This is a genomic window from Marinifilum sp. RC60d5 (assembly GCF_052400665.1).
In the GTDB taxonomy this organism is placed as follows: Bacteria; Bacteroidota; Bacteroidia; order Bacteroidales; family Marinifilaceae; genus JBQTGK01.
This window is the reverse complement of sequence record NZ_JBQTGK010000001.1, coordinates 491,550-514,802: the sequence shown is the minus strand read 5'-3', so window position 1 is coordinate 514,802 and position 23,253 is coordinate 491,550. Positions and strand designations below refer to the sequence as shown.

Below are 23,253 nucleotides of genomic sequence, written 5' to 3'. Positions count from 1 at the left end.
AAATTATTCTTCCAGCACAGCGATGCCAAAACCGAAACGCCCAAAATTATTACCATTATAAAGCAGGTATACTTTGTTGTTACAGTGAAAAATATTTGGGTAGGCCATCATTTCAGAATCCCAGCCATTTTTCGATACATCAATTCCTAAATTTTCATCATCTCTAATCCAGTTTTTTAAATCTTTAGAGTAAGCATATCCTAAGCGATAAGCATTTTTATGGTTATTTCTAAAATCGATGGCCTGGCGATAACAAAATATCATGTGATATCTGTTTTTGTGAAAAATAACACTTGGTAAGGCCTGACATTCGTTATTGTTTAAGCGATCTGTTATAAGCTTTTTATGTTGTTTTTCCCAATTTATGGTGTCTTTTGAAGTGGCATAAGCTATTTTGTAAATTCGTTCGGCATGTTCGCTGTCTCCATCTATCCATTTTTCACCATAAATATACCAGAGATAATAAAGATTGTCGAATTTTGCAACAAAGGGATCTCCAACAAGGAAAGGCTCGTGTAGGGATGAACTTACTACAGGTCCATCTCCTAATCGTTTAAATGTTAATCCATTGTCCTTACTCTCCGAAATGCCAATTGAAGTATCAACAGAAACGGAAACTCTTCTGGTCCAGCCACCAATGTAGCCGAATATTTTATCCTTATCGCGAAAGATATTAAGAGGGAAAATACCATGTTCATCGTAACATCCAAGTTTTCCTCTGTCGATAACTTTTTGCTTAGAAACAGCAATAATATTCTTGAAATCTTTATCAAAATCGACAAATGCAATATGACTTATGAATTTGCCATTCCAATCTTTTTCGCGGCATGAGAAATAGATGCGCACAAAATTATCAAAAACCAAAGCCTGAGGAGATTGAGCAAACTCTTTGCAATTATTGGGTAGTTTATGATCTCTGGGGTCGAATATTTTTCCTAGTTTTTTCCATTTCATACGTTCTACCTGTTATTTTGAGTATTCTTCCAGTTCTGCTATTCCAAATCCATATTTTCCTACCGAGTTTCCAAGGTATAGCATATATATTTTTTCATCCAGTTCAAATACATGAGGGTAAGCTATCATTTCCGAATCCCATCCCTGCTCGGAGATTGTAATTCCAGCTTTATTGTCGTTCCGGGTCCAGTGCAGTAAATCATTGGAAGAAGCATAACCAATTCTGTATCCGCCATTTTTACCTCTGAAATTTAAGCTGTTGCGATAACAAAAGAACATGTGATATTTGTTATCGTAAAAAAACACATCAGGACTTGCCTGTGCTTCATTTTCTTCAATTTTATTTTCGATGAGATCCCGATTTTCTTTTATCCAGTTAATTCCGTCGGCAGATCTTGCCATCCGAATTTTATAAACAGGTTCAGGTTTTCCCTTGTTCGGAATCCACTTGCATCCGGCAATATAGAAAAGATACCATTGATTGTTAAATCGTCTGATTTTTGGGCCGCTTAAAACAAAAGGTTCATTTAAACTGTAAGATAAAACGGGTCCGTTGCCTATTTTTGTGAATGTTTTTCCTCCATTTGTACTTTTTGCCATTCCTATGGCTACATTGAAGGGAACCGATTCACATCTGGTCCAACCAGCATAATAGGCTATTATTTCATCATTATTTTGAATTACTGATGTAGGATAAATACCAAATTCATCGAAGCTTCCTTTATGTCCCAAAGGTAAAATTGGGTGACTTGCAATATTAATTATATCGAATAAGTTGTTTTTATTTAAATCGAGAAATCCGGTATAGCTTAGGTACTGCTTTTTATTGTTTGGTTTTGGACGAGATGAGAAGTAGATACGAATAAAATCTTTAAAAATTAATACAGAAGGAGCCTGCGCAAACTCATTTATCCAATAAACATTTTTTACGTTTGTTGGATTAAAAATTCGTCCTAGTTTTTTCCATTTAAACATTCTGAAAACATTTTATACCCTAAAAAAACGATGTTTAAACAATAGTATTTGTGAACTATATCTGTAATAAAATTAAATAGCCAGCTATGAATTTTTGTTCTTAATTTATTTGATATTTATACCTAAGATAAAATTTAAATTACCAGCTACAGAATAATTATTGGTGCTTATTTGTATTAATTTAGATAAAAAAAAGAACACAGGCAAAATATAAAATGAATGGAATATCTTGATTATTAGGTAATCTTAAACTTATTTGATAAAAAAATCTCCAATAATCAAGAGATATATTGGAGATTCTAATTTTTATTAAACTAAAAGTTTTAGATGCCAATTGAGATGCCGGCTTTAATATAGATGTTGTTATCTAAATCAAAATCGATAACTGAATCTGAACCATCATTAAATTCAAAATTTCTACTAAAAGTATATCCAGAATTTACTTTAAGCATAATCATTTTAGAAATTTTTTGATTGAGATATAATGCGCCTCCAATATTTCTTATTCTTATGTTATCAAATTTTTTGTTTGTGTTATCGTAAGCAATATCCTTGCTTAATGTAAAGTTTTCACCTGCCATTATCAAATTTATTCCCAAAGCTGTTAATTTACTAGCTTTATAATTGATATCGAATCTTGGAAACCCAAGGCTGAGAGTCCATTTTTTGTTTGCTTTCCACATTAAGCTTGCAACAGGAATGGGTGCCGGAAAACCTAATGTGTTAGAATAAAGTGCTCCCAAACTTAAAATCAAATTCTTCTTTTTATTTATGGGTTTGCTTAGTAATACCATTCCAAAAAGGTTTAATTCATCAAAATTTATAGATGATTCGAAGTTCGATGCTATGCTAGGACTTATGAATGCAGTAAGAAACCAATCTTTTTTTATTGGTTTTGAAAATCCTAAAGTATAGGAAACAGAATGGAAATTTTCTATTTCGTTATTTGTTTTTAATGTAGTTCCGTAGTCAATATTTGTTTTTGCATATTCTAATTTGTGAAATATCAATGTTCTCGATTTCGATAGTTTTTTAGGAAAACTAATGCGAAAGTCATATTTTTCAAAAGAGACATCGCCTCCTTTATTTGAACTTCCTTTTCCGATGAATGTATAATCGGCACCAAATTTCTCTTTATTCAGTTGAGCTTTTGTAATGTAACAGATGTTGAGTAAAACGATGAATAAAACAATTACTTTTTTTACCATGTATAAAATTTATATAAACAATTACGAGTGGGATTTGTTTATTTTAAAGATATTTACCTTTTCTTTTTTACCTTTTAACTGAATGTTATCGATAAATTGATACTTGAATGTGTTTTGATTTTCTAAATCGCTAACAATTAATTTTGAGGCTAAAAATTCTTCCTCAAATGAATTACACAAACCCTGAATTCTCGAAGCAGTATTAATTACGTCGCCATGGAAAGCTATGGAACGTTTAACAACTCCAACTTCTGCAGCCATAAGTGTACCACCATTTAAACCGGCTTTAAATTTTGGTGTAAAACCATAAGTATTTTTATAGTAGTCCGATTTTTTTTCAATAAGTTCTTTAAATCGATAAAATACTTTAACGCAGTTTAGATTTTTTATTCCTTCCTTATATGGCCACATTAATACCACCTCATCGCCAATGTATTGATAAATAGTTGCATCGTATTCTTTTACTGCATTTGTTAAATCGGTAAAACAATCTTGAATTAACTGGCTGTATTTTTTATGACCTAGTTTCTCGGCATAAGTAGTTGATGATTTTAGGTCCATAAATAAAAATACCAGCTTGGTTTCTTTTGGGTTGCGAAACTTTCCTAATAGTAAGTCGATTAGTACTCCCGGACCAAATTTTTGATCGATAATTTGCATTAAAATAATACCAGAACTTATTAAGTAAGTATAAATTAAAATTTTAACGAAGTTACCGGATTTAACAAATGCCTTAATCTTTAATATGTCGAGTTGAGTTATTTCTCCAGCAAAAATATATTGAGAAAGTAAACCTATTGAAAAAACACTAAAAATGGTAAGTAATATATGTGTAATACTATAAGATATAATAATTCTACCATAAGATTGTTTACGTAATTTATCCTGCTTTTTCTGAATTCTCATATTAAGCAGGCTAAATATGGTACCCATTAAAAGACCTGCCAATAAAAGATTTAAACCTTTCATTCTATCTTTAATTGGATCTTGAAGTTCAACTGGTATATCTATTTCCGGATTCATCTGTAAAAAGCTCCATAGATATATGAAAATAATCCAAATTGCATTAATTCTAAGAAAACTTTTTATTTTATCTTTTGTAGATTTTTTAAGATTAATCATTTGATAAACAGACGTTAGGGTTAGATTTAAAAGTGTATTTAAAATAAATATAAAATAGAATTGTTAATTTCTTTGATGAATAAAGAAAAATCAATTATTTTAAGCTGTAGTGTATCCCTGGTTTGGTGTACAAATAAAACATGTTAAAGTTATATTTAATATTAAATAATGTTAAAAGATTTATTCGTAAATAATCGTAGCTATCGAAGATTTTTTGAAGATCAAAAAATTTCAGTGTTAGAACTTAAGGAATGGATTAATTTTGCTCGATTAAGTGCTTCGGGTAGAAATGCTCAGACTTTAAAATACAAAATTGTATTATCAGAAGATAAAAGGAACGAAGTTTTTGAAACTCTTGCCTGGGCAGGATATTTAAAAGAATGGGATGGACCGGTTAAAGGAGAAAGACCTGCTGCTTATGTAATCATGTTAAATGATGAGGAGTTAGGTAAAAACTACTTTAGCGACGATGGAATCGCAGCTCAAAGTTTACTATTGGGAGCTGTTGAAAGTGGTTTTGGTGGCTGTATTTTGCGTGCTTTTAACGATAAAAAGTTACGAGATATTTTAAAAATAAAAGAGGGCCACAAAATAATACAGGTTATTGCTTTGGGAAAACCAAAAGAAAAAGTTGTTATTACAGAAATGAAGCAGGGAGATATTAAATATTGGAGAGATGAAAAAGGAGTGCATTATGTTCCTAAAAGAAGTCTTGATGAAATAATATTGGAAGAATTGTAATTAAATATTCCGAAGTTTGTATAGTAGGTTCATTAAAATATTATCAGATGAAAAAAATTGGTGTTTGCTGTTTTACCGTAGTTTGTCTGTTATTAATTTCCAATTTTGTTTCGGCACAGAAATTAAGAACAGACTCGATATTTTTTACCGGAGCGGTAATGGATCAGAAGGAGTTAACTCCTTTACCATATACGCATTTTAGGGTAAATAAGGAGAAAGCAGGAACTTCGAATGCCTTTGGGAGGTTTTCGTTTTGGGTAAATGCCGGCGATACAATAAACTATTCTTATGTAGGGTATCATGATGTGCGCGTGGTTATCAACGATAGTTTAAAACAGGAAACTTATTTGTTTGGAGTGTTTATGGCAAAGGATACTGTTGCTTTGCAGGAAGTCTTAATTTTGCCGCGTTTTGGTAACTTTAAGGAGGCCTTTATTAATGCAAAAGTTAACACCCCAGAATATGTAAGAGCAAAAAATAATGTTAATTCGGCTACTTATCAAGCTTTAACGACTAGCCCAGATAAAATGGATGCTAAAGCGAATACCGATATGCTAATTAATCAGCACGTAATCGAGAATCAGCATAAAACAATGGTTCCCCAGGAAATGATTGTTGGGGTAAGTACGACAAGAACATTACCTGAAGTAAGACGAATGAAAAGAAAAAGACAACTTAAAATTCCTGATAACCTGATTACCGATAAAGAAATTACTACACTAAAACAGATGTATAGATACGGAATTAAAGATTCTGAAAATTAAAGAGATATAAAAAAGCGGTGAATGTTCACCGCTTTTTTATTAGCCTCTTTTAAAAAGAGCTTTAATAATTAAGGAAGCCATTTTTGGATTCTCCTTTAATCTTCGGGTAGAGTATCCAAACCAGTCTTTACCAAAAGGAACGTAAACTCTCATGGTATGACCTTTATCTACAATCGATTTTCTTAGGTCGGGAGTTACCCCGTAAAGCATCTGAAATTCGTATTGATCTTTAGGGACATTATATTTTTCAATTAATTTATAAGCACTTTCAACTAAGGGCTTATCGTGAGTTGCAATCCCAGGATAAACTTTATTTTGGAAAATAAAATCCAGATCTTTCACATAGTTATCGTTAATTTCCTCATATTTTTTATATGCAACTTCAGGAGATTCAACATAAATACCTTTGCACAAGCGATAATTTAAATTTGAGGAACCATTTTGTAAATCCATCATATTTTGCAAATCACTATATGTTCTTTTTAAATAAGCTTGAACAACCAGTCCAACATTTTTAGGAAATTCTGCTTTCAGTCTTCTAAAAATTTTTATTTCCTGATCAACGCAGGGAGAATCCTCCATGTCCACACGAATAAAATTGTTGTATTCTGCAGCTTTAGCTACAATAGTTCTTATATTTTGGTAGCAGGCTTCTTCATCTATTAATAAACCAAAGAAAGTGGGTTTTACAGAAAAATTACCATCTATTTTATTGGTTTCAAACGTTTCTATAATTTTTAGGTATGATTCTTTATTTTCGGTGGCTTCATCTAAATTGGTAATAAATTCACCTAATAAGTCAACAGTAACTTTAATGCCTTGATCGTTTAATTTTTTCGATTCTCTTACTGCATCGTCTATTGTTTCTCCTGCAATGTATCGTTTGGAAAACATCCAAACTAATTTTTTTGGCATATATGGGAGGCTTGCCGCTATTAATTTGTTGAACATTGGTTATAGTTTTAAAGGGTTATGGTTTTATTTCCTGATGACAATGTAATCAGTATTAAGAAAAAAAAGAATGATGTTTATCAGCATATAAAATTTACCTTGTTTAGGTAGGCTGTGCATTTGATAGATTTTAATTTTGCTTGAAGAAGTATTTTTTTGTCTCCTTTTTAAAACTATATTTGTTAGGCAAAATCAAAAAGTCGTGATATTGGCAAATAATTACTGATATCTTAATAAAACATGAAAATTAAATTCTAAAATACCTATGAAAAATTTATCTATTGCATTAAATGCAGTCTTGGTTGTTGCTGTTGCTATTCTTTACTTTGTACAATTCTCTGGCAATAATGATTCTCAAGAAGTTAAATCGGTAGCAGGCGAAGGTGCTGTAGTGTACATCAACACAGATTCATTGCTTAATAACTATAACTTTTCTCGCGATTTAAACGAGAAATTTCTAAAAAAACAAGAAGACTCGAGAACCGATTTTAACTTTAAAGCTCAGAAATTAGAGAAAGAAGCTATGGAGTTTCAGCGTAAAGTTCAGAACAATGGTTTCCTAACTCGCAAGAGAGCAGAAGAAGCACAGCAAAAATTAATTGCCAAGCAACAAAATTTACAGCAGTTAGATCGAGAGTTAAGCGCTGAATTAATGGGTGAGCAAAATGCGAATAGTAAGCGTTTATTCGATAGCGTAACCAATTATTTAATAGAGTACAATTCAACTCATAACTATAGCTTAATTTTAAGTACTACCAAAGGGGGTAATGTATTATTATCGAAAGATGGATTAGATATTACCAAAGAAGTTCTTGATGGTTTAAACGCAAGATATACTCCGGAAGCTAAATAAGCAGGAGATCTTAATAATATTTGGGCAGATAAGCATAACTAGCTATCTGCCCTTTTTTATATATTTGTTTTTTTAAATGATTTGAGATGTCAGACATAATATTTGTAGATTATTCTAATCTAATTGTGTGTCTCAGTTCAAAATTTTATACCTCATAGTAAATAAGAAAAATGGCTTTTGCAGATAAATATCTTAAGAAACAACGAATGTATCCTGAATATATTTCGGATCCGGTTTCTGAGAAACTTAATATGATTATAACCATTCCCTGTTACGATGAACCTGATTTAATACCAAGTTTAGAGGCACTGTGGAATTGTGATCGTCCAGCTAATGAGGTTGAGGTAATTGTTATTGTGAATTCGGGAGAGCAAACACCACAGAAAGCTCTCGATCAAAATAAGAAAACAATTAGCGACGCAAAGGCTTGGATAAGAGAGCATCAGGATGAAATTTTAAAATTTTATTTAATACATCAGGCCAACTTGCCTAAGAAATTTGCAGGAGTTGGTTTTGCAAGAAAAATTGCAATGGATGAGGCGGTAAGCCGATTTAATAAAATTGACAAGGCTAATGGAATTATTACTGGTTTTGATGCCGATTCGGCTTGCGATGCCAATTACCTGATCGAAATTGAAAAGTTATTTAAAAAGTATCCGAAAGCAAATGGTGCTAATATTTTCTACGAGCATCCATTGGAAGGAGATGAGTTCGATAGTGAAATATACGATGCAATTGCGCAGTACGAGCTGTATCTAAGATATTACATGTTGGCCATGCGTTATGCTGGTCATCCGCATGCATTTCATACAGTAGGTTCCAGCTTTGCCGTTTCGGCCAGTGCATATATTAAACAAGGTGGTATGAATCGCCGGCAGGCTGGTGAAGATTTCTATTTTCTGCAAAAAATAATTCCGCTGGGTAAATTTTACGAAATTAAAACCACAAGAGTGATTCCCTCGCCCCGAATTTCGGATCGTGTTCCTTTTGGTACTGGAAAAGCAGTTTCTGTTTTTATTGATGAGGGAATTACAGATTATCAAACCTATAATTATTCTGCTTTTAAAGATTTAAAGGCTTTTTTCGATAAAATCGATGATTTCTTTGGTGTCGATTATGATACCTATTTGCATGAATTACTGGTGAAACTTCCTGGTTCGGTTCGTAGTTATCTGAAAGAAGATAATTTTTTCGAATCTTTAAACGAAATAAATAAGAATTGTGCTTCGATAGAAACTTTCAGAAAGAAATTTTTTGCTGCCTTTAATGCCTTTAAAGTCTTAAAATATCTGAATAATGTTCACGAACAATTTATCGATGAAGAAAGTATTGTGATGTGTTCAAAACAGTTGTTAAGCGATTTAGGAATAGATACCAAAGGAATCTATACAGCTAAAGAATTGTTAGAGATCTACAGAGATTACGAGAAAAAATAAATTAATAAATGAGAGACTAATTTTTACAGTATGTAAAAACAAGATAACTTATTTTTCAATCACGATAAAAATATCCTCATTTTTCTTTTTCATAAGGTATTGTTCGCGAGCAAATTTCTCCAGGTTTTTACGGTTGGTTTTAAGCTCGTGAATTTTCTTGCTATCAGTTTCAATTTTCTTGATAAAGTAGGCTTTTTCTTTTTCTAATGATTCAATTTTTGATTGATTTATTTTTCTATCTACAATCGAATGATGGTCGAAGAAAAGTAACCATACAAAAAAAATTAGGAAGGTAATTGTGTATTTACTCCTGATTAATTTGGGGATATATTTTTTTGCCAGTTTAAGAATCATTGTTTCGTCTTTCGCGCTAAATTACAAATAAAGAATAACAGTAAAAAGTTAATTGGTGATTGTGTAAATTAGAATTATTACTGATTTTAAATTTTCTCAAGTAATTAAATGCTAAGATACATAGTCGCAAAGTTATTTAGCAATTAGAAATCTGCGAGAATCATAAATATCATATAAATCTGTGTCTAAAAATAAAAAAACGACCGTAGAATTTTACGATCGTTGCTTATTCAAAATAAACTATAAAAACGTGAGGTAATCGATATTATTTTGCATCTTTTATCTATATCTCCTACCTCACATCTATAATTTTAATCTTCCAAAAAGTTTGGATACATATAATCAACTGGAGGAACAAATGTTTCTTTAATTGTTCGTGGAGAAACCCAGCGAAGTAGGTTAATCATTGATCCAGCTTTATCATTAGTACCAGAACCTCTTGATCCGCCGAAAGGCTGTTGACCAACAACAGCACCAGTTGGCTTGTCGTTAATATAGAAGTTACCAGCAGTATGAGTTAAGCGTTTTACTAATTTTTCAATAGCATAACGATCGTTGGCAAAAATACCACCTGTTAATGCATACATCGAAGTTTGATCCAAAATATCCAAAGTTTCATCTACTTTATCGTCGTCGTAAACAAAGATGGTGATTATCGGGCCGAATAGCTCTTCTTCCATGCTAATGTAATTGGCTTTTTTCGCACGAATTACTGTTGGGGCAATAAAGTATCCAACTGATTTGTCATAAGTACCACCCGCTACAATTTCAGCATCAGCAGAAGCTTTTGCATCTTCGATTGCAGCAGCTAATTTATCGAAAGAAGTTTCGTCGATAACTGCATTGTGGAAGTTTGTAAAATCTTCGGTTCCACCCATTTTAATCTCAGCTAAATCTTCCTGAACTAACTTCAATACCTCATCCCACTTGCTGGCAGGAACATAAGCTCTCGAAGCAGCAGAACATTTTTGTCCCTGAAATTCGAAAGCACCACGAACAATTCCGGTAGCTACATCAACTGCATTAGCAGTTGGATGCATGAAAATGTAATCTTTACCACCTGTCTCACCTACAATACGTGGGTAAGTTTTGTATTTGTGAATGTTGTTACCAATGGTTTTCCAGATATTTTGGAATACTCCGGTTGAACCAGTAAAGTGAATACCAGCAAAATCAGGAGAGTTAAAAATGACATCAGCAGCATCGGGTCCCGATACATAAACCAGATTGATTACTCCATCAGGAACACCAGCTTTTTTGAAAATTTCCATTAAAACCTGAGCCGAATAAACTGCAGTTTTCGATGGTTTCCAAACAACAGTATTTCCCATCATGGCAGGAGCAGAAGGAAGGTTACCAGCAATGGCAGTAAAGTTGAAAGGAGTTAATGCAAAGATAAATCCTTCTAAAGGACGCTGTTCAACTCGGTTCCAAACACCTTTCGAAGAAACAGGTTGTTGTTTGTAAATTTCAGTCATGTACTGAACATTGAAACGTAGGAAATCAGCAATTTCGCAAGCAGAATCGATTTCGGCCTGAAATGCATTTTTCGATTGTCCCAACATAGTAGCAGCATTAATTTTCATGCGGTAAGGACCAGAAATTAATTCAGCAGCTTTTAAAAAGATAGAAGCACGATGCTCCCATGCAAGGTTTTCCCATGCAGGTTTAGCTGCTAAAGCAGCATCAATAGCCATTTGAACGTGTTCTTTACCACCCTGGTGATAATATCCTAATAAATGCTTATGATCGTGAGGGGGATTCATTGATCTTTTATCGCCTGTTCTTACTTCTTCGCTACCGATGTACATTGGTACATCAATTTCTTCAGCACGCATTTTTTTAATGGTAGCTTGTAATTCAGCTCTCTCCGGACTTCCTGGTGCATACGAGAAAATTGGCTCGTTACTTGCAACCGGAACATTGTATATACCTTTTGGCATGATAATATATGTTTAAGGGTTAATTTTTATTGATTTTTTTTACACTCTCAACAAATTTATAAAAAAAAGAGCGATTGATTTATGAGGATTATCATGCTTTAATTTTTATTGATACGCGATATCTGGGAAATCGAAATATCGAAGTTTTCTACCGATATTTAAGATGTAAACATCGAAAGAATTTGAAAATGATTTTTGCTTTTTCTTATTTTGATAACAGATAATAAAGATCTCCGCGGATTTAAAAATCTATATTTACTAAAATTAAACTATCATGAAAACAAAGCATAATAAAATTTTTAAGCTAAGTTGTTTGTTTCTACTAATTCTCTTTGTTACTCAATCTTGTGTGGTGAGTTCTTTATATCCTTTGTATACCGATAATGATAGAGTACATTTGGATGAATTGGATGGAATGTGGATAAGTAAAGATAATGAGCGATATGAAATTACAACAATTGTTGATTCATTAGAGAATGAAAATATCGTACTTAACTCCACTGATAAATTTGGTTCAGATAAAGTTGATTTAAAAGAAATTAAGTATGCAATTAAGCATAACTCAAAATTAAAGGAAGAAGAATTTTTTGAAGGAAACAATAAAAGTAGCAGTGAAGATAAAGAGCAAATGAGCAAAGAGGAAGCATTCTTTAATGGAGTAGGTGGTAAAAAGAAGAAAATAACAACAGATGAGGAGAATGCATTTTTTGAAGGAGGCGATAGAAATAGTTGTAAAGATAAGGATCAAATGAACAAAGAGGAACGTTATTTTTTTAATCCTCAATTGAGAAAGCATTATCAGATTAAAATGATTACCAAGAGGGATACTTGTATTATGGATGGAAGATTATCAAAACTCGATGGTCATTATTTTTTAGATGTAATTCCTAATGAGAAAGCATTAGAAAAGCGTCTCGAAAGTTATATTAGAGGTTTAACTATTCGTGCGCATGGTTTTTTAAAACTAGATTTAAGTGAAGATGAGTTAAAAGTTAATGCAATTGAGTATGATGATTTCGAGGATTTAATGAAAAATAAAAAAATTAGGATTGAACATGTAGAAAGGGATAATGAAATTATTATTACCGCAAAAACCCGGGACATTCAAAAATTCCTGATCAAGTTTGCCGATACAAAGATGTTTAACGATCCTGATGAGGCCTTAATATTGAAAAGAGAGGAAAAATAAGATTCCGATTTAAAGTCTGATTCTCAATAAAAGAAATAAATGATCGATCGAATTAAAAATAGCATTAGTAAGTTTATTCAAAACAGAATATTACAGCATATTTTGTTTTGGATGACTTCTTTCTATGTCTTGGTTCAATTCTTTGCTTTTGAGGATGAAATATCGGATATAGATATTGTATACACATTGCTTTTTCATATCAGTTTAGTATTTGGTGTTTACTTAAATACTGCTGTATTGATTCAATTATTCCTAAAAAAAGAAAAGTATGTTTTGTATTTTATTGGATTAATTGTGCTGTGGTATGTTACAGCGATAATTAATCAATTTACTTTCGAGAAACTGAGTGATATAATTGTGCCCGATTATTTTTTTATATCCTCGTATGAAATAGATGATTTACTTAAGTTCAGTCTTGTGTATATTGCATTAAGTACATTGCTGAAACTCTCGAAATCGTGGTTTCAGGTTTTAGAAACCGAAAAAGAACTGGAAACTTTAAAGCGGGCACAAGCCGAGACCGAACTTAAAGCATTAAAATCGAATATCAATCCACATTTTTTGTTTAATAATTTGACTTCGCTTTACGGATTGGCAAGAAAAAAAGCCGATGAAACACCCGAATACATTCTAAAGTTATCAGCATTAATGCGATATATGATTTACGATACCAAAGATAAATTGGTACCCTTAAATAAGGAATTGGATTATATTGTGAATTACCTGGAATTGCAAAAATTGCGATGCGATAAAACTACCAGGATTAAATATGAAATTAGGGGAGAGTTAAATTCTCATCAGATTGTTCCTTTTCTTTTAATTCCCTTTATCGAAAATAGTTTTAAGCATGGAGGAATGAATCAAAACGATACAAATATCATCGATTTATCGATAAAAATTGAAGAGGAGAGTTTAGAAATGCAATTGAAAAATTCCATCCCAATTAAAGCAGGAAGGGAAATTGGCGGAATGGGAGGATTCGGAATTGAGAATGTAAAGAGTCGACTTCAATTGTTTTACCAGGATCAATACAGTTTAGATCTTAGCCAAAACAAAGAGGAATTTAGCGTAAGTCTGAAACTAAACCTAAATCTAAAATGAACACCATTAAGGAAAATACTTATACCTGTCTGATTGTTGAAGATGAACCCTTATCGCAGGAAATTTTGGAATCTTATATTAAGGATTGTCCGCAGTTAATATTAATAGATATTTGTAAAGATGCCATTGAGGCAAATACCATTTTGCTCGATAAAAAAATTGATCTTATATTTTTGGATATCAATATGCCAAAATTAAATGGTGTTGAGTGGCTTAAAAGTTTAGATGAACTGCCCAAAGTAATTTTTACAACAGCCTATCCCGAGTATGCCGTTGAAGGATTTAATCTTAATGTTTTGGATTATCTTTTGAAACCATTTTCTTTTAATCGATTTTTAAAAGCAGTGAATAAATTTTTGTCTTTACAAAAACCCATAACAAATAAAACTCTTGTGGTAAAATCAAATAAGAAAAGCTATATAATAAAAACGAGCGAACTAAATTATATAGAATCGGATGGTGATTATTTAAAATTGTATCGCGATGAGGATTGTATTGTTGTTCACGATACGCTAAAGAGTTTCAGGATGAAACTTTCGGACTCAGAGTTTTTGCGTGTTCACCGATCATTTATTATTAATATTTCTAAAATTGCTTATATCGAAAATAATCAGGTTTGTGTAAATCAGAAAATGATTCCTGTTGCAAATAGCTATCGCGATGAATTAAAAAGTGCAATTGAAAAGTAAAAAAGAGATATACAATGTACATCTCTTTTATAAAATTTTATTTTCTATAAAGTAGTTAACTCCTTATAAACAGTCGGTGTTAATCCCAGTTGATTCAACAGATACTCATCTTCGTTAATTTTCATATTATCAACGGTAAGGAGTTTGTCACCAAAGAAAATTGAGTTGGCACCAGCAAGAAAACAAAGCGCCTGACCTTCCTGACTGTAATGAGTTCTGCCCGCAGCAAAGGCAATTACGGTTTTAGGCATCAGGATACGAGCTGTTGCAACCGCACGAACCATTTCAAAAATACCAATGGTCTCTTTTCCGTAAAATGGAGTTCCTTTAACAGGAACCAATGAGTTTAAAGGTACATTATAAGGATGGATTTTCTGGTTCGATAAAGTACGAAGCATTTCAATTCTATCGTTGTCGTTTTCTCCCATTCCTAAAATACCACCCGAACAATAGGAAATACCAGCTTCCTGCAAATTAGCAAGAGTTTCTAGTCTTTCGGCATAGGTGCGTGTAGTGGTAATATTTGGATAATATTTTTCCGAAGTATCCAAGTTGTGATTTACAGCAGTAACTCCCAAATCGGCTAATTTTCTGGCTTTTTCTTTATTAATCATTCCCATGGTGCAGCACACCTCTAAGCCCATTTTCTTTACTTCGGTAATCATTTTAGCCATCTCGTCGAAACGATCGTTGCGATTTCCATCTCTGCCGGAAGAACTTAGGCATACACGTTTAACACCATTTTCTTTGGCAGATTTAGCTTCTTCTAAAACTTCTTCTAAGCTTAATTTTTTGGGTTTCACACCTGTTTGATAGTGCGATGATTGGGCACAATATTTACAATCCTGCGAACATGCTCCGGTGCGAACCGAAATCAAAGTGTTCATATTCATTTTTGTAGAATCGTGGTATTTGCGATGAATGTTCGATGCGCGATTTACCAAATCTAAAAGTGGAAGGGCATAAATCTTTTTTACTTCTTCGTAGGTCCAGTTGTTTCTAATGTCAGTCATAATAAGCTTCTTTAATTTTTAAATTTTTGGGAATAAAAATGAGTCGAAAGAACCTTACTAACTTTTTTAGAGAATTCTATTCGACCAATTGCACTTTTGCTTGCGTTTTGTACTGCTAGCATTGCAATAAACTCGAAACACAGAGCTTCCAGTTCATCTGTTTCATTCTTATCCCGTCCGTTTTCAGGCAAATAACAAAATCCGGAAAAACTGCATTCATTAGATGGTATCAGCAAGTTATAGCTTGCATTAATGCAGGAGATTTTAATCTCTTTATTCATACTCGCAAAGGCTGCGTACGATTTCCTGCTCCATCTTTTGAACACCTGTAAATCCAGTTTTTTATTGCTGATTTTTAGTGCAGACGTCATAATGATTTATTTAATAATATTTCAGACTCAAAAATATTATTTCTTTTTGGGAATAATTCAAGGGCATATATGTCTTACAATACAATTTTTGAGAATTGTATTAGTAAATAGGATTAAGAAGGAATTGATATTCTAAAAATTCTTAGTAGAATTTAAAGTTTTAACACCTATTAGCATGTCGTAATTTAAGGCAATATCGTGGTAGTAAACGTAAATCACATAATTGTTTTCGGTTTCCCAGTGGTTGCCTTCAATATATCCTGTATCGGGAATTTTGTTATTGTGCTCAAGTAATGCAAACTGATAATTGTAGTATCCTTGTTTTAAAAATATACGGGCAATGTAGGCACCTTTATCAAAATCATAGTGCATTTTATTGCGATTATTGCACTGCCAGTTATTAAATTTTCCGTGCACGTAAAAATCTCCATGTTTTAATTCGTTATCAAACGGAAGTGTAAAAGTAATATAAGCATAATCGGCTTCGGTGCTTGGTTCGTCTCTTTCCTGTACTTCAATAAGGTAATTACCATTAATATCCTGATCGAAAATATATTGCTTAAAATGGCGATTATTTCCTGGCGATAGCAGAACATTTGTTGTATCATTTACATTTGATATTTCTCTGATAAAGCGGGTTTGATATCTAAAACTCTTCAAATCAAAGTTTCGAAATTCATTTCCCCCGGGAAAAACATTTTCTGATTCATAATCGAAAACCAGTTCATTTTTACGAATAAATATCGGTTTTAATATTCTCTCGCTTCCATCTAACCGGTCATTCTGACTTAAAATTACATGTAAATCAAGATGAGGATTATCGATATTAAAATTTGAATGAAGAATACTAAAGTCTACTTCCTGATGAGTTTCTCTTTTATCAATTGCAATGGGGTGCTTAATTTCACCTATCAGTTCAACTTTAGTATCTAAAATCATGAAGCGTTGTCTTAGAATTACCTTTTCAGGATCAAAATCTTCATAGATTTCTATTGCATAATTTCCCGATAATTTAAGTTGTATGTCATTGTTCGGAATTTTTAACTCATAATGCACGTAGTTTACATTTGTATTAAAGGAATGTTCGTAATTACTGATTTGATTTTCAGTGAAACCATCAATATAGTCGAATTCGCTTAATTGCGAAGAGTACCAGTTTTTATCGCAATGAATAATTCTATAGGAATAATCCTGAATGTCTTCGTTAATTTCATCGAAAGAAAAAAGAAGTTGATTATCTCCATTCAATTCAATAATTGGTTTTAATAATTCTCCTCCTATCGGAAAAATTTGTACCGTGTGAATGCTGTTCTTCTTAATTTCATTTGTGTATATGAAATCTTCGTCCTGAATTGCCCCAATTAATACGATAGGCTTGGTAAAAAGACAGATAATTAAAGATATAAATATAATATTACGCATAGTTTTATGTATGTATACTGGTTAAAAATAAACCAAATTCTTTAAAAAAGTAGAAATTGCTTTATATATTTGTGGTCGAAATTTTTACATGTATTATATAACATGTACTCGATCGTTTTAGAACAGGTAGGTATACTTGTTCTATTATGAATTAGAGTTTAATTTAGTAATTTTGAGAAATTAATAAAATCAAATAGTTTAACATGTCTGAAGTTACAAAGATCAAAAGAGGCTTAGATATTAAGCTGATAGGAAAGGCTGACAAAGTACTTGAAAAAGCTGATCGTTCTGAGACATACGCAATTAAACCTACCGATTTTCCAGGATTAACACCAAAATTAAAAGTTAAGGTTGATACCGAAGTAAAGGCCGGGAGTCCTTTATTCTTCGATAAATATTGCCCTGAAATTAATTTTGCGTCTCCGGTAAGTGGTAAGGTTATAGCCGTAAACAGAGGAGAACGAAGAAAGATTTTGGAAGTAGTAATTCAAGCCGACGCAGAAACCCAATACGAAGAGTTTAAAAAAGCTGATCCAAATGGTCTTTCGCGCGAAGAAGTTAAAGCAGAATTGCTGGAAAGTGGTTTATGGGCATTTGTTCGTCAACGTCCTTACGATGTAATTGCGAACCCTCAGGAAACACCTAAAGCAATTTTTATTTCAGCATTTGATACTGCTCCTCTGGCTGCAGATGTTGATTTTCTTTTGGAAGGAGAAGCAAAAACTTTTCAAGCAGGTATCGATGCATTAGCAAAATTAACCGATGGAAAAGTTCATTTAAATGTGAATCCTAACATGAATGAATCGAAAGTGGTTTCTGATTTAAAAAATGTTAGTATTAATAAATTTACAGGAGCTCATCCAGCAGGGAATGTAGGTGTTCAAATTCATCATCTTGATCCTATTAATAAAGGAGAAGTAGTTTGGGTTGTTCGACCACAGGAAGTTGTATTCATTGGCCGCTTATTTAATAAAGGTATTTACGATGTGAGTCGTAAAGTTGCTCTTTGTGGATCAGAGGTAAAAACACCTTGCTATTTCGAAACAATTACTGGAACTTCTGTTCGCAATATTCTAAAAGGGAAATTGAAAGATGATGAGAAAATTCGAGTAATTTCGGGTAATGTTTTAACCGGTACACATATTGCCGAAGATGGTTATTTGGGAATGTACGATTCTCAAATCACAGTAATTCCAGAAGGTGATCAATTCGAATTTTTCGGTTGGGCTCTTCCAGGATTAAAGAAATTTTCCATGTCGAAAACTTTCTTTTCCTGGCTAACTCCAAATCGTGAGTACCGACTAGATGCTAACCTTCATGGAGAGCATCGCGCTTTTGTTGTGTCAGGCGAATATGATAAAGTCTTTCCAATGGACATCCTTCCTGTACATCTAATCAAATCTATTTTGGTTGAAGATGTAGATTTAATGGAACAATTGGGAATTTATGAAGTGGCTCCAGAAGATTTTGCTCTTTGCGATTTTGTTTGTACATCAAAAATTGAAGTACAAGACATTGTTCGTAAAGGACTTGATTTGATGATTAAGGAAATGAGCTAAGAAAAAACGGATAATATTATATAATGAAAGCACTAAGAAAATTTCTTGATAAAAAGAAACCCTTGTTTTTAAAGGGAGGGAAATACGAGAAGTTGCAATCTACTTTCGAGGGATTTGAAACTTTTTTGTATGTTCCTGATGTTACTTCTAAGTCTGGATCTCACATAAAAGATGCAATTGATTTAAAGCGTACCATGTCTATCGTAGTTATGGCTTTAATTCCATCTTTATTGTTTGGTATGTACAACATTGGATATCAACATTTCCTTTCCATTGGCGAATTAGCGACTACCGGATTGGTTGATATGTTTGTTTACGGTTTAATTAAAATTCTTCCGGTTATTGTAGTATCCTACGTAGTTGGTTTGGGAATAGAATTTGCCGTTGCACAAATGCGTGGACACCAAATAAACGAAGGATTTTTGGTCTCAGGAATGTTAATTCCACTAATAATGCCAATAGGAGCCCCTTTATGGATGGTAGCTGTATCTACAGCATTTGCTGTAATTATTGGTAAAGAAGTATTTGGTGGAACAGGAATGAATATTTGGAATCCAGCTCTTATAGCTCGTGCATTCTTCTTTTTCGCTTACCCATCAAAAATGTCGGGCGACGCAGTTTGGATTGCTGAAAAAGCAGATAGCTTTTCAGGTGCAACTCCATTAGCTCATGCAGCAACTCTAGCCGACTTTGAAGGAGGCTCGGAAATGGCCAAGTCCGTAATCGAGCAGCATCTAAGTAATGCTTACGATATGTTTATTGGTTTAATACCAGGATCAATCGGAGAAACGTCAACACTGGCAATTCTTATTGGAGCTGTAATTTTATTAGCAACCGGAATTGCAAGTTGGAGAATTATGCTATCGGTATTTGCAGGTGGTTTTGTAATGGGAACAATTTTTAACTTAATTGGTTCTAATGCTTACATGACTGATATTCCAGCATGGCAACACTTGATTATGGGTGGATTTGCTTTTGGAGCTGTATTTATGGCTACCGATCCGGTTTCAGGATCTCAAACTGCTCGTGGAAAATACATTTATGGATTTTTAATAGGTTTATTGGCTGTATTAATCCGTGTTGTAAATGCAGGTTTCCCAGAAGCAATGATGTTGGCTATTCTTTTAATGAACACATTTGCTCCATTGATCGATCATTATGTAGTTCAGGGGAACATCAAAAGAAGATTGAAACGAGTTAAGGTTAAAGCTTAATCAAATAATCAAATTAAGACATGAATACTAATAGTAATACATATACTTTTCTTTATGCTTCCGGCATGGTATTGGTTGTGGCTGCAGTTCTTTCTTTTACTGCATTACAATTAAAACCTCGTCAGGCAAAGAATAAAGAAATCGAGAAAAAGCAAGACATTCTAAAAGCTGTCGGTGTTGCTTCTACTCCTGCTGATGCTGAAAAGTTGTACGATAAATTTATCGTGAAAGCTTTGGTTGTTAACGCAGAAGGTAGCATTACCTCGGAAGATAAAGCTGAAGCTTTTAAAGTTGACCTTAAAAAAGAGGCTAAAGTAGATCTTGCTAAAAGACAACTTCCTGTTTTTGTTTTTAACAAAGAAGGAGTTGGAGAAAAAATGATACTTCCTGTTCGCGGAAAAGGAATGTGGGGACCTATTTGGGGATACATTTCTATGGAGCAAGATGGTAAAACCATTTTTGGTGCTACCTTCGATCATCAGGGAGAAACTCCAGGTTTGGGTGCAGAGATATCTAAGGCCGAATTCCAAAAACCATTTACAGGTAAGCAAATTTTCGACGAAATTGGAAAATTTACTTCTTTAGCATTGGTAAAAGGAACCGCTAAAGGACATCCTCACCAATTCGATGCAGTATCGGGTGGTACTGTTACATCAAAAGGTTTAGAAGCAATGCTTCAGGATAACCTTAGCAGTTATGAAAAGTTTTTAAAATCTTCAAAATAAGCACGAGATGAGCGATAAAGAACCATTATTCTCAGCTAAGAACCGAAAGTTGCTTACAAATCCATTGTTAAGCGATAATCCAATTACCATTCAGGTATTGGGAATTTGTTCGGCACTAGCTGTAACTGCTAAATTAGAACCAGCAGTGGTAATGACCATTTCAGTTATGGCTGTATTGGCACTTGCTAATGTTATAGTTTCACTAATTAGAAATACGATTCCTTCACGAATCCGTATCATTGTTCAACTTGTAATTGTTGCAGCTTTGGTAATTTTAGTAGACCAGATTTTGAAAGCTTTTGCTTACGACGTAAGTAAACAACTTTCAGTATTTGTAGGTCTTATTATTACAAACTGTATTATTATGGGACGATTAGAGGCTTTTGCACTAGGTAATAAGCCTTGGCCTGCATTCCTTGATGGTATTGGAAATGCTGCGGGATACGGTCTAATCCTTATTATTGTAGCCTTTTTCCGTGAGTTATTGGGTTCAGGAACCCTTTACGGATTTAAGGTAATTCCGCAAGCGGTTTACGATATGGGATATCAAAACAACGGTTTAATGATCCTTCCTCCAATGGCATTGGTAACAGTAGGTATCATTATCTGGGTTCAAAGATCTAAGGATAAGTCTTTAATTGAGTCGAACTAATTGAAAGAAAAATCGAAACATGGAAAATCTGATTAATATATTTATCAAGTCGATTTTTATCGACAACATGGTGTTCGCATTCTTCTTTGGAATGTGTTCATACCTTGCAGTTTCTAAAACTGTTAAAACTTCTATGGGATTAGGTTTGGCAGTAATCTTCGTTTTGGGAATTACCGTTCCTATGAATTACATGCTAAACAAATACATATTGGCAGAGGGAGCTCTTGTGTGGTTAGACGCTTCTTTGGCGGATGTTGATTTAAGCTTCTTAAGCTTTATCATGTTTATTGCTGTAATTGCCTCTATGGTACAATTGGTGGAGATGATTGTTGAGAAATTTGCGCCAACACTTTATTCTTCATTAGGTATTTTCTTGCCACTTATTGCAGTAAACTGTGCAATTTTGGGAGGATCTCTATTCATGCAGGAAAGAGACTACAACACCCTTGCCGAAGCTACATCTTTTGGATTAGGTTCAGGAATTGGTTGGTTACTTGCCATTGTAGGAATTGCTGCAATTCGTGAAAAAATCCGTTACTCAAATATTCCAGCTCCTTTACGAGGATTAGGAATTACATTTATTGTAACCGGATTAATGGGAATTGCTTTTATGAGTTTTATGGGTATTAAACTTTAAACTCAAATTAACAAGATTTATAAATGATGAATTAAGAATTATTGGAAAATAGAAAATGAGAGAATTCATTATTTATAAATCCTAATTCATAATTCTAAATTAGAATAGAGATGATATTATTAACAACACAGGGAGCAGTAATTGCCACAAGTATTGTGATATTTTTACTTGTGATACTGGTACTGGTTTCTATCCTATTGTATGCCAAAAAGAAACTTACTCCATCGGGAGAGGTTACTATTGATATTAACGATGGAGACAAAAAATTGGTTGTTGAGCCTGGAAATACCTTGTTAGGAACTTTGGGTGAGGCAAAAATATTTTTACCATCAGCATGTGGTGGTGGTGGTACTTGTGGAATGTGCAAATGCCAGGTTCATTCCGGGGCAGGAACAATTCTACCAACCGAAACAGGATTTTTTACCAGAAAAGAGGCACTAACCGATTGGCGTTTAGCTTGTCAGGTTAAAGTAAAAGAGGATATGACTATGTCCATTCCTCAGGAAATTATGGGAATTAAAAAGTGGGAATGCGAAGTTGTATCTAATGGCAACGTTGCAACTTTCATTAAAGAATTTGTTGTAAAACTTCCTGAAGGAGAGACTCTTGATTTTAAATCAGGTGGATATATTCAAATTGATGTTCCTAAAATCGATGTTGATTTTAAGGATATGGATATTGAAGAAGAGTATCGCGAGGATTGGGTCAAGTTCAATATGTTTGATCTTAAGATGAAGAATCCTGAACCTACATATCGTGCTTATTCAATGGCTAACCATCCTGCCGAAGGAAATATTGTAATGCTGAACATTCGTATTGCAACCCCTCCTTTCGACAGAGTAAATGGTGGTTGGATGAATGTAAACCCAGGAATTTGTTCTTCATTTATTTTCTCTCGCAAGCCTGGCGATAAAGTAACAGTTTCGGGTCCTTATGGTGAGTTCTTTATTAAAGAAACCAATAACGAAATGATGTTTATTGGTGGGGGTGCTGGTATGGCTCCAATGCGTTCTCACATTTTCCACATGTTCCATACAGTGAAAACTGGTCGTAAGGCTACTTTCTGGTACGGTGCTCGTTCTATGAAAGAGGTATTCTATCAAGACCAGTTTGATGCTATTGCAGCTAAATTTCCTAACTTCGAATGGCACTTGGCACTTTCTGAGCCTTTACCTGAAGATAATTGGGAAGGACCGACAGGTTTTATTCACCAGGTAATTTACGATAACTACCTATGCAAACATGATGAGCCGGAAGATATCGAATACTATCTATGTGGACCTCCAATGATGAATTCAGCAATTAACAACATGTTGTACGAATTAGGAGTACCAGACGAAATGATCGCATTTGACGATTTTGGATCGTAACACATATAAT

Annotated in this window: 23 protein-coding genes; 13 read left to right on the top strand and 10 right to left on the bottom strand. The window is 33.4% G+C overall.

Features of this window, described 5'->3' with window-relative positions; translation table 11 throughout:
- Positions 1–3: 3 nt before the first annotated feature.
- From ACT3CE_RS02045 to ACT3CE_RS02030, 4 genes are all read right to left on the bottom strand, one after another.
- On the bottom strand, positions 4–954 hold the full coding sequence (locus ACT3CE_RS02045) for a hypothetical protein (RefSeq protein WP_444708104.1): 951 nt from the start codon (positions 952–954) through the stop codon (positions 4–6).
- 12 nt (positions 955–966) lie between these two features.
- Positions 967–1,929 carry a hypothetical protein gene (locus ACT3CE_RS02040; protein WP_444708103.1) on the bottom strand — a complete coding sequence of 321 codons (963 nt, stop codon included), beginning with the start codon at positions 1,927–1,929 and terminating at the stop codon, positions 967–969.
- A gap of 323 nt (positions 1,930–2,252) precedes the next feature.
- On the bottom strand, positions 2,253–3,137 hold the full coding sequence (locus tag ACT3CE_RS02035) for a DUF6268 family outer membrane beta-barrel protein (protein ID WP_444708102.1): 885 nt from the start codon (positions 3,135–3,137) through the stop codon (positions 2,253–2,255).
- Positions 3,138–3,158: 21 nt separating this feature from the next.
- The gene (locus tag ACT3CE_RS02030) at positions 3,159–4,160 is read right to left on the bottom strand and encodes an adenylate/guanylate cyclase domain-containing protein (RefSeq protein ID WP_444708101.1); all 1,002 of its coding nucleotides are present in this window, start codon (positions 4,158–4,160) and stop codon (positions 3,159–3,161) included.
- Between the two features lie 267 nt (positions 4,161–4,427).
- Here ACT3CE_RS02030 and ACT3CE_RS02025 point away from each other — a divergent pair, with 267 nt between their 5' ends.
- Together ACT3CE_RS02025 and ACT3CE_RS02020 are read left to right on the top strand one after the other, a co-directional pair.
- Positions 4,428–5,000, top strand: coding sequence for a nitroreductase family protein (locus tag ACT3CE_RS02025; protein WP_444708100.1), 573 nt, complete (start codon positions 4,428–4,430; stop codon positions 4,998–5,000).
- 47 nt (positions 5,001–5,047) lie between these two features.
- Positions 5,048–5,764 carry a carboxypeptidase-like regulatory domain-containing protein gene (locus tag ACT3CE_RS02020; RefSeq protein ID WP_444708099.1) on the top strand — a complete coding sequence of 239 codons (717 nt, stop codon included), beginning with the start codon at positions 5,048–5,050 and terminating at the stop codon, positions 5,762–5,764.
- 39 nt (positions 5,765–5,803) lie between these two features.
- Here the strand turns inward: ACT3CE_RS02020 and ACT3CE_RS02015 are convergent, their stop codons facing one another.
- Positions 5,804–6,715 carry a proline dehydrogenase family protein gene (locus ACT3CE_RS02015; protein ID WP_444708098.1) on the bottom strand — a complete coding sequence of 304 codons (912 nt, stop codon included), beginning with the start codon at positions 6,713–6,715 and terminating at the stop codon, positions 5,804–5,806.
- 265 nt (positions 6,716–6,980) lie between these two features.
- Between ACT3CE_RS02015 and ACT3CE_RS02010 the strand changes: the two genes are divergently transcribed.
- The gene (locus tag ACT3CE_RS02010; RefSeq protein ID WP_444708097.1) at positions 6,981–7,568 is read left to right on the top strand and encodes an OmpH family outer membrane protein; all 588 of its coding nucleotides are present in this window, start codon (positions 6,981–6,983) and stop codon (positions 7,566–7,568) included.
- A 170-nt stretch (positions 7,569–7,738) separates the two neighbouring features.
- Entirely contained in the window at positions 7,739–9,004 is a 1,266-nt protein-coding gene (locus ACT3CE_RS02005) for a glycosyltransferase (RefSeq protein ID WP_444708096.1), read from the top strand.
- Between the two features lie 48 nt (positions 9,005–9,052).
- On the opposite strand, the gene ACT3CE_RS02000 is transcribed toward ACT3CE_RS02005, so the two are convergent.
- Both ACT3CE_RS02000 and pruA read right to left on the bottom strand, forming a co-directional pair.
- Entirely contained in the window at positions 9,053–9,358 is a 306-nt protein-coding gene (locus ACT3CE_RS02000; RefSeq protein ID WP_444708095.1) for an FtsB family cell division protein, read from the bottom strand.
- A 311-nt stretch (positions 9,359–9,669) separates the two neighbouring features.
- A complete protein-coding gene (pruA, locus tag ACT3CE_RS01995) occupies positions 9,670–11,301 on the bottom strand; it encodes an L-glutamate gamma-semialdehyde dehydrogenase (protein ID WP_444708094.1) in 1,632 nt (543 codons plus the stop codon).
- Positions 11,302–11,575: 274 nt separating this feature from the next.
- On the opposite strand from pruA, the gene ACT3CE_RS01990 reads away from it, so the two are divergent.
- From ACT3CE_RS01990 to ACT3CE_RS01980, 3 genes are read left to right on the top strand one after another with little or no spacing between them, the layout of a single operon-like run.
- Positions 11,576–12,490, top strand: a complete 915-nt coding sequence (locus ACT3CE_RS01990) for a hypothetical protein (RefSeq protein WP_444708093.1) — start codon at positions 11,576–11,578, stop codon at positions 12,488–12,490.
- A 39-nt stretch (positions 12,491–12,529) separates the two neighbouring features.
- The gene (locus ACT3CE_RS01985; protein WP_444708092.1) at positions 12,530–13,591 is read left to right on the top strand and encodes a sensor histidine kinase; all 1,062 of its coding nucleotides are present in this window, start codon (positions 12,530–12,532) and stop codon (positions 13,589–13,591) included.
- A complete protein-coding gene (locus ACT3CE_RS01980; RefSeq protein ID WP_444708091.1) occupies positions 13,588–14,280 on the top strand; it encodes a LytR/AlgR family response regulator transcription factor in 693 nt (230 codons plus the stop codon). Before ACT3CE_RS01985 ends, ACT3CE_RS01980 begins: the two co-directional genes overlap by 4 nt.
- A gap of 44 nt (positions 14,281–14,324) precedes the next feature.
- On the opposite strand, the gene bioB is transcribed toward ACT3CE_RS01980, so the two are convergent.
- The 3 genes from bioB to ACT3CE_RS01965 form a co-directional block, all read right to left on the bottom strand.
- Complete coding sequence (gene bioB / locus ACT3CE_RS01975) at positions 14,325–15,293, bottom strand: biotin synthase BioB (protein ID WP_444708090.1); 969 nt, start codon at positions 15,291–15,293, stop codon at positions 14,325–14,327.
- 11 nt (positions 15,294–15,304) lie between these two features.
- Complete coding sequence (locus ACT3CE_RS01970; protein WP_444708089.1) at positions 15,305–15,664, bottom strand: hypothetical protein; 360 nt, start codon at positions 15,662–15,664, stop codon at positions 15,305–15,307.
- A gap of 132 nt (positions 15,665–15,796) precedes the next feature.
- Entirely contained in the window at positions 15,797–17,086 is a 1,290-nt protein-coding gene (locus ACT3CE_RS01965) for a type IX secretion system plug protein (protein WP_444708088.1), read from the bottom strand.
- A 203-nt stretch (positions 17,087–17,289) separates the two neighbouring features.
- Between ACT3CE_RS01965 and ACT3CE_RS01960 the strand changes: the two genes are divergently transcribed.
- The 6 genes from ACT3CE_RS01960 to nqrF all read left to right on the top strand — a co-directional run bounded on the left by ACT3CE_RS01960 (position 17,290) and on the right by nqrF (position 23,243).
- Positions 17,290–18,645 (top strand): Na(+)-translocating NADH-quinone reductase subunit A, encoded by a 1,356-nt coding sequence (locus ACT3CE_RS01960; RefSeq protein WP_444708087.1) that lies wholly within the window; start codon positions 17,290–17,292, stop codon positions 18,643–18,645.
- Positions 18,646–18,668: 23 nt separating this feature from the next.
- The gene (locus tag ACT3CE_RS01955; RefSeq protein ID WP_444708086.1) at positions 18,669–19,859 is read left to right on the top strand and encodes an NADH:ubiquinone reductase (Na(+)-transporting) subunit B; all 1,191 of its coding nucleotides are present in this window, start codon (positions 18,669–18,671) and stop codon (positions 19,857–19,859) included.
- Positions 19,860–19,879: 20 nt separating this feature from the next.
- Positions 19,880–20,584 (top strand): NADH:ubiquinone reductase (Na(+)-transporting) subunit C, encoded by a 705-nt coding sequence (gene nqrC, locus ACT3CE_RS01950; protein ID WP_444708085.1) that lies wholly within the window; start codon positions 19,880–19,882, stop codon positions 20,582–20,584.
- Between the two features lie 7 nt (positions 20,585–20,591).
- The gene (locus ACT3CE_RS01945; RefSeq protein WP_444708084.1) at positions 20,592–21,236 is read left to right on the top strand and encodes an NADH:ubiquinone reductase (Na(+)-transporting) subunit D; all 645 of its coding nucleotides are present in this window, start codon (positions 20,592–20,594) and stop codon (positions 21,234–21,236) included.
- A gap of 19 nt (positions 21,237–21,255) precedes the next feature.
- Complete coding sequence (gene nqrE / locus ACT3CE_RS01940) at positions 21,256–21,873, top strand: NADH:ubiquinone reductase (Na(+)-transporting) subunit E (protein ID WP_444708083.1); 618 nt, start codon at positions 21,256–21,258, stop codon at positions 21,871–21,873.
- Between the two features lie 110 nt (positions 21,874–21,983).
- A complete protein-coding gene (gene nqrF / locus ACT3CE_RS01935; protein WP_444708082.1) occupies positions 21,984–23,243 on the top strand; it encodes an NADH:ubiquinone reductase (Na(+)-transporting) subunit F in 1,260 nt (419 codons plus the stop codon).
- The last annotated feature ends 10 nt before the right edge of the window (positions 23,244–23,253 follow it).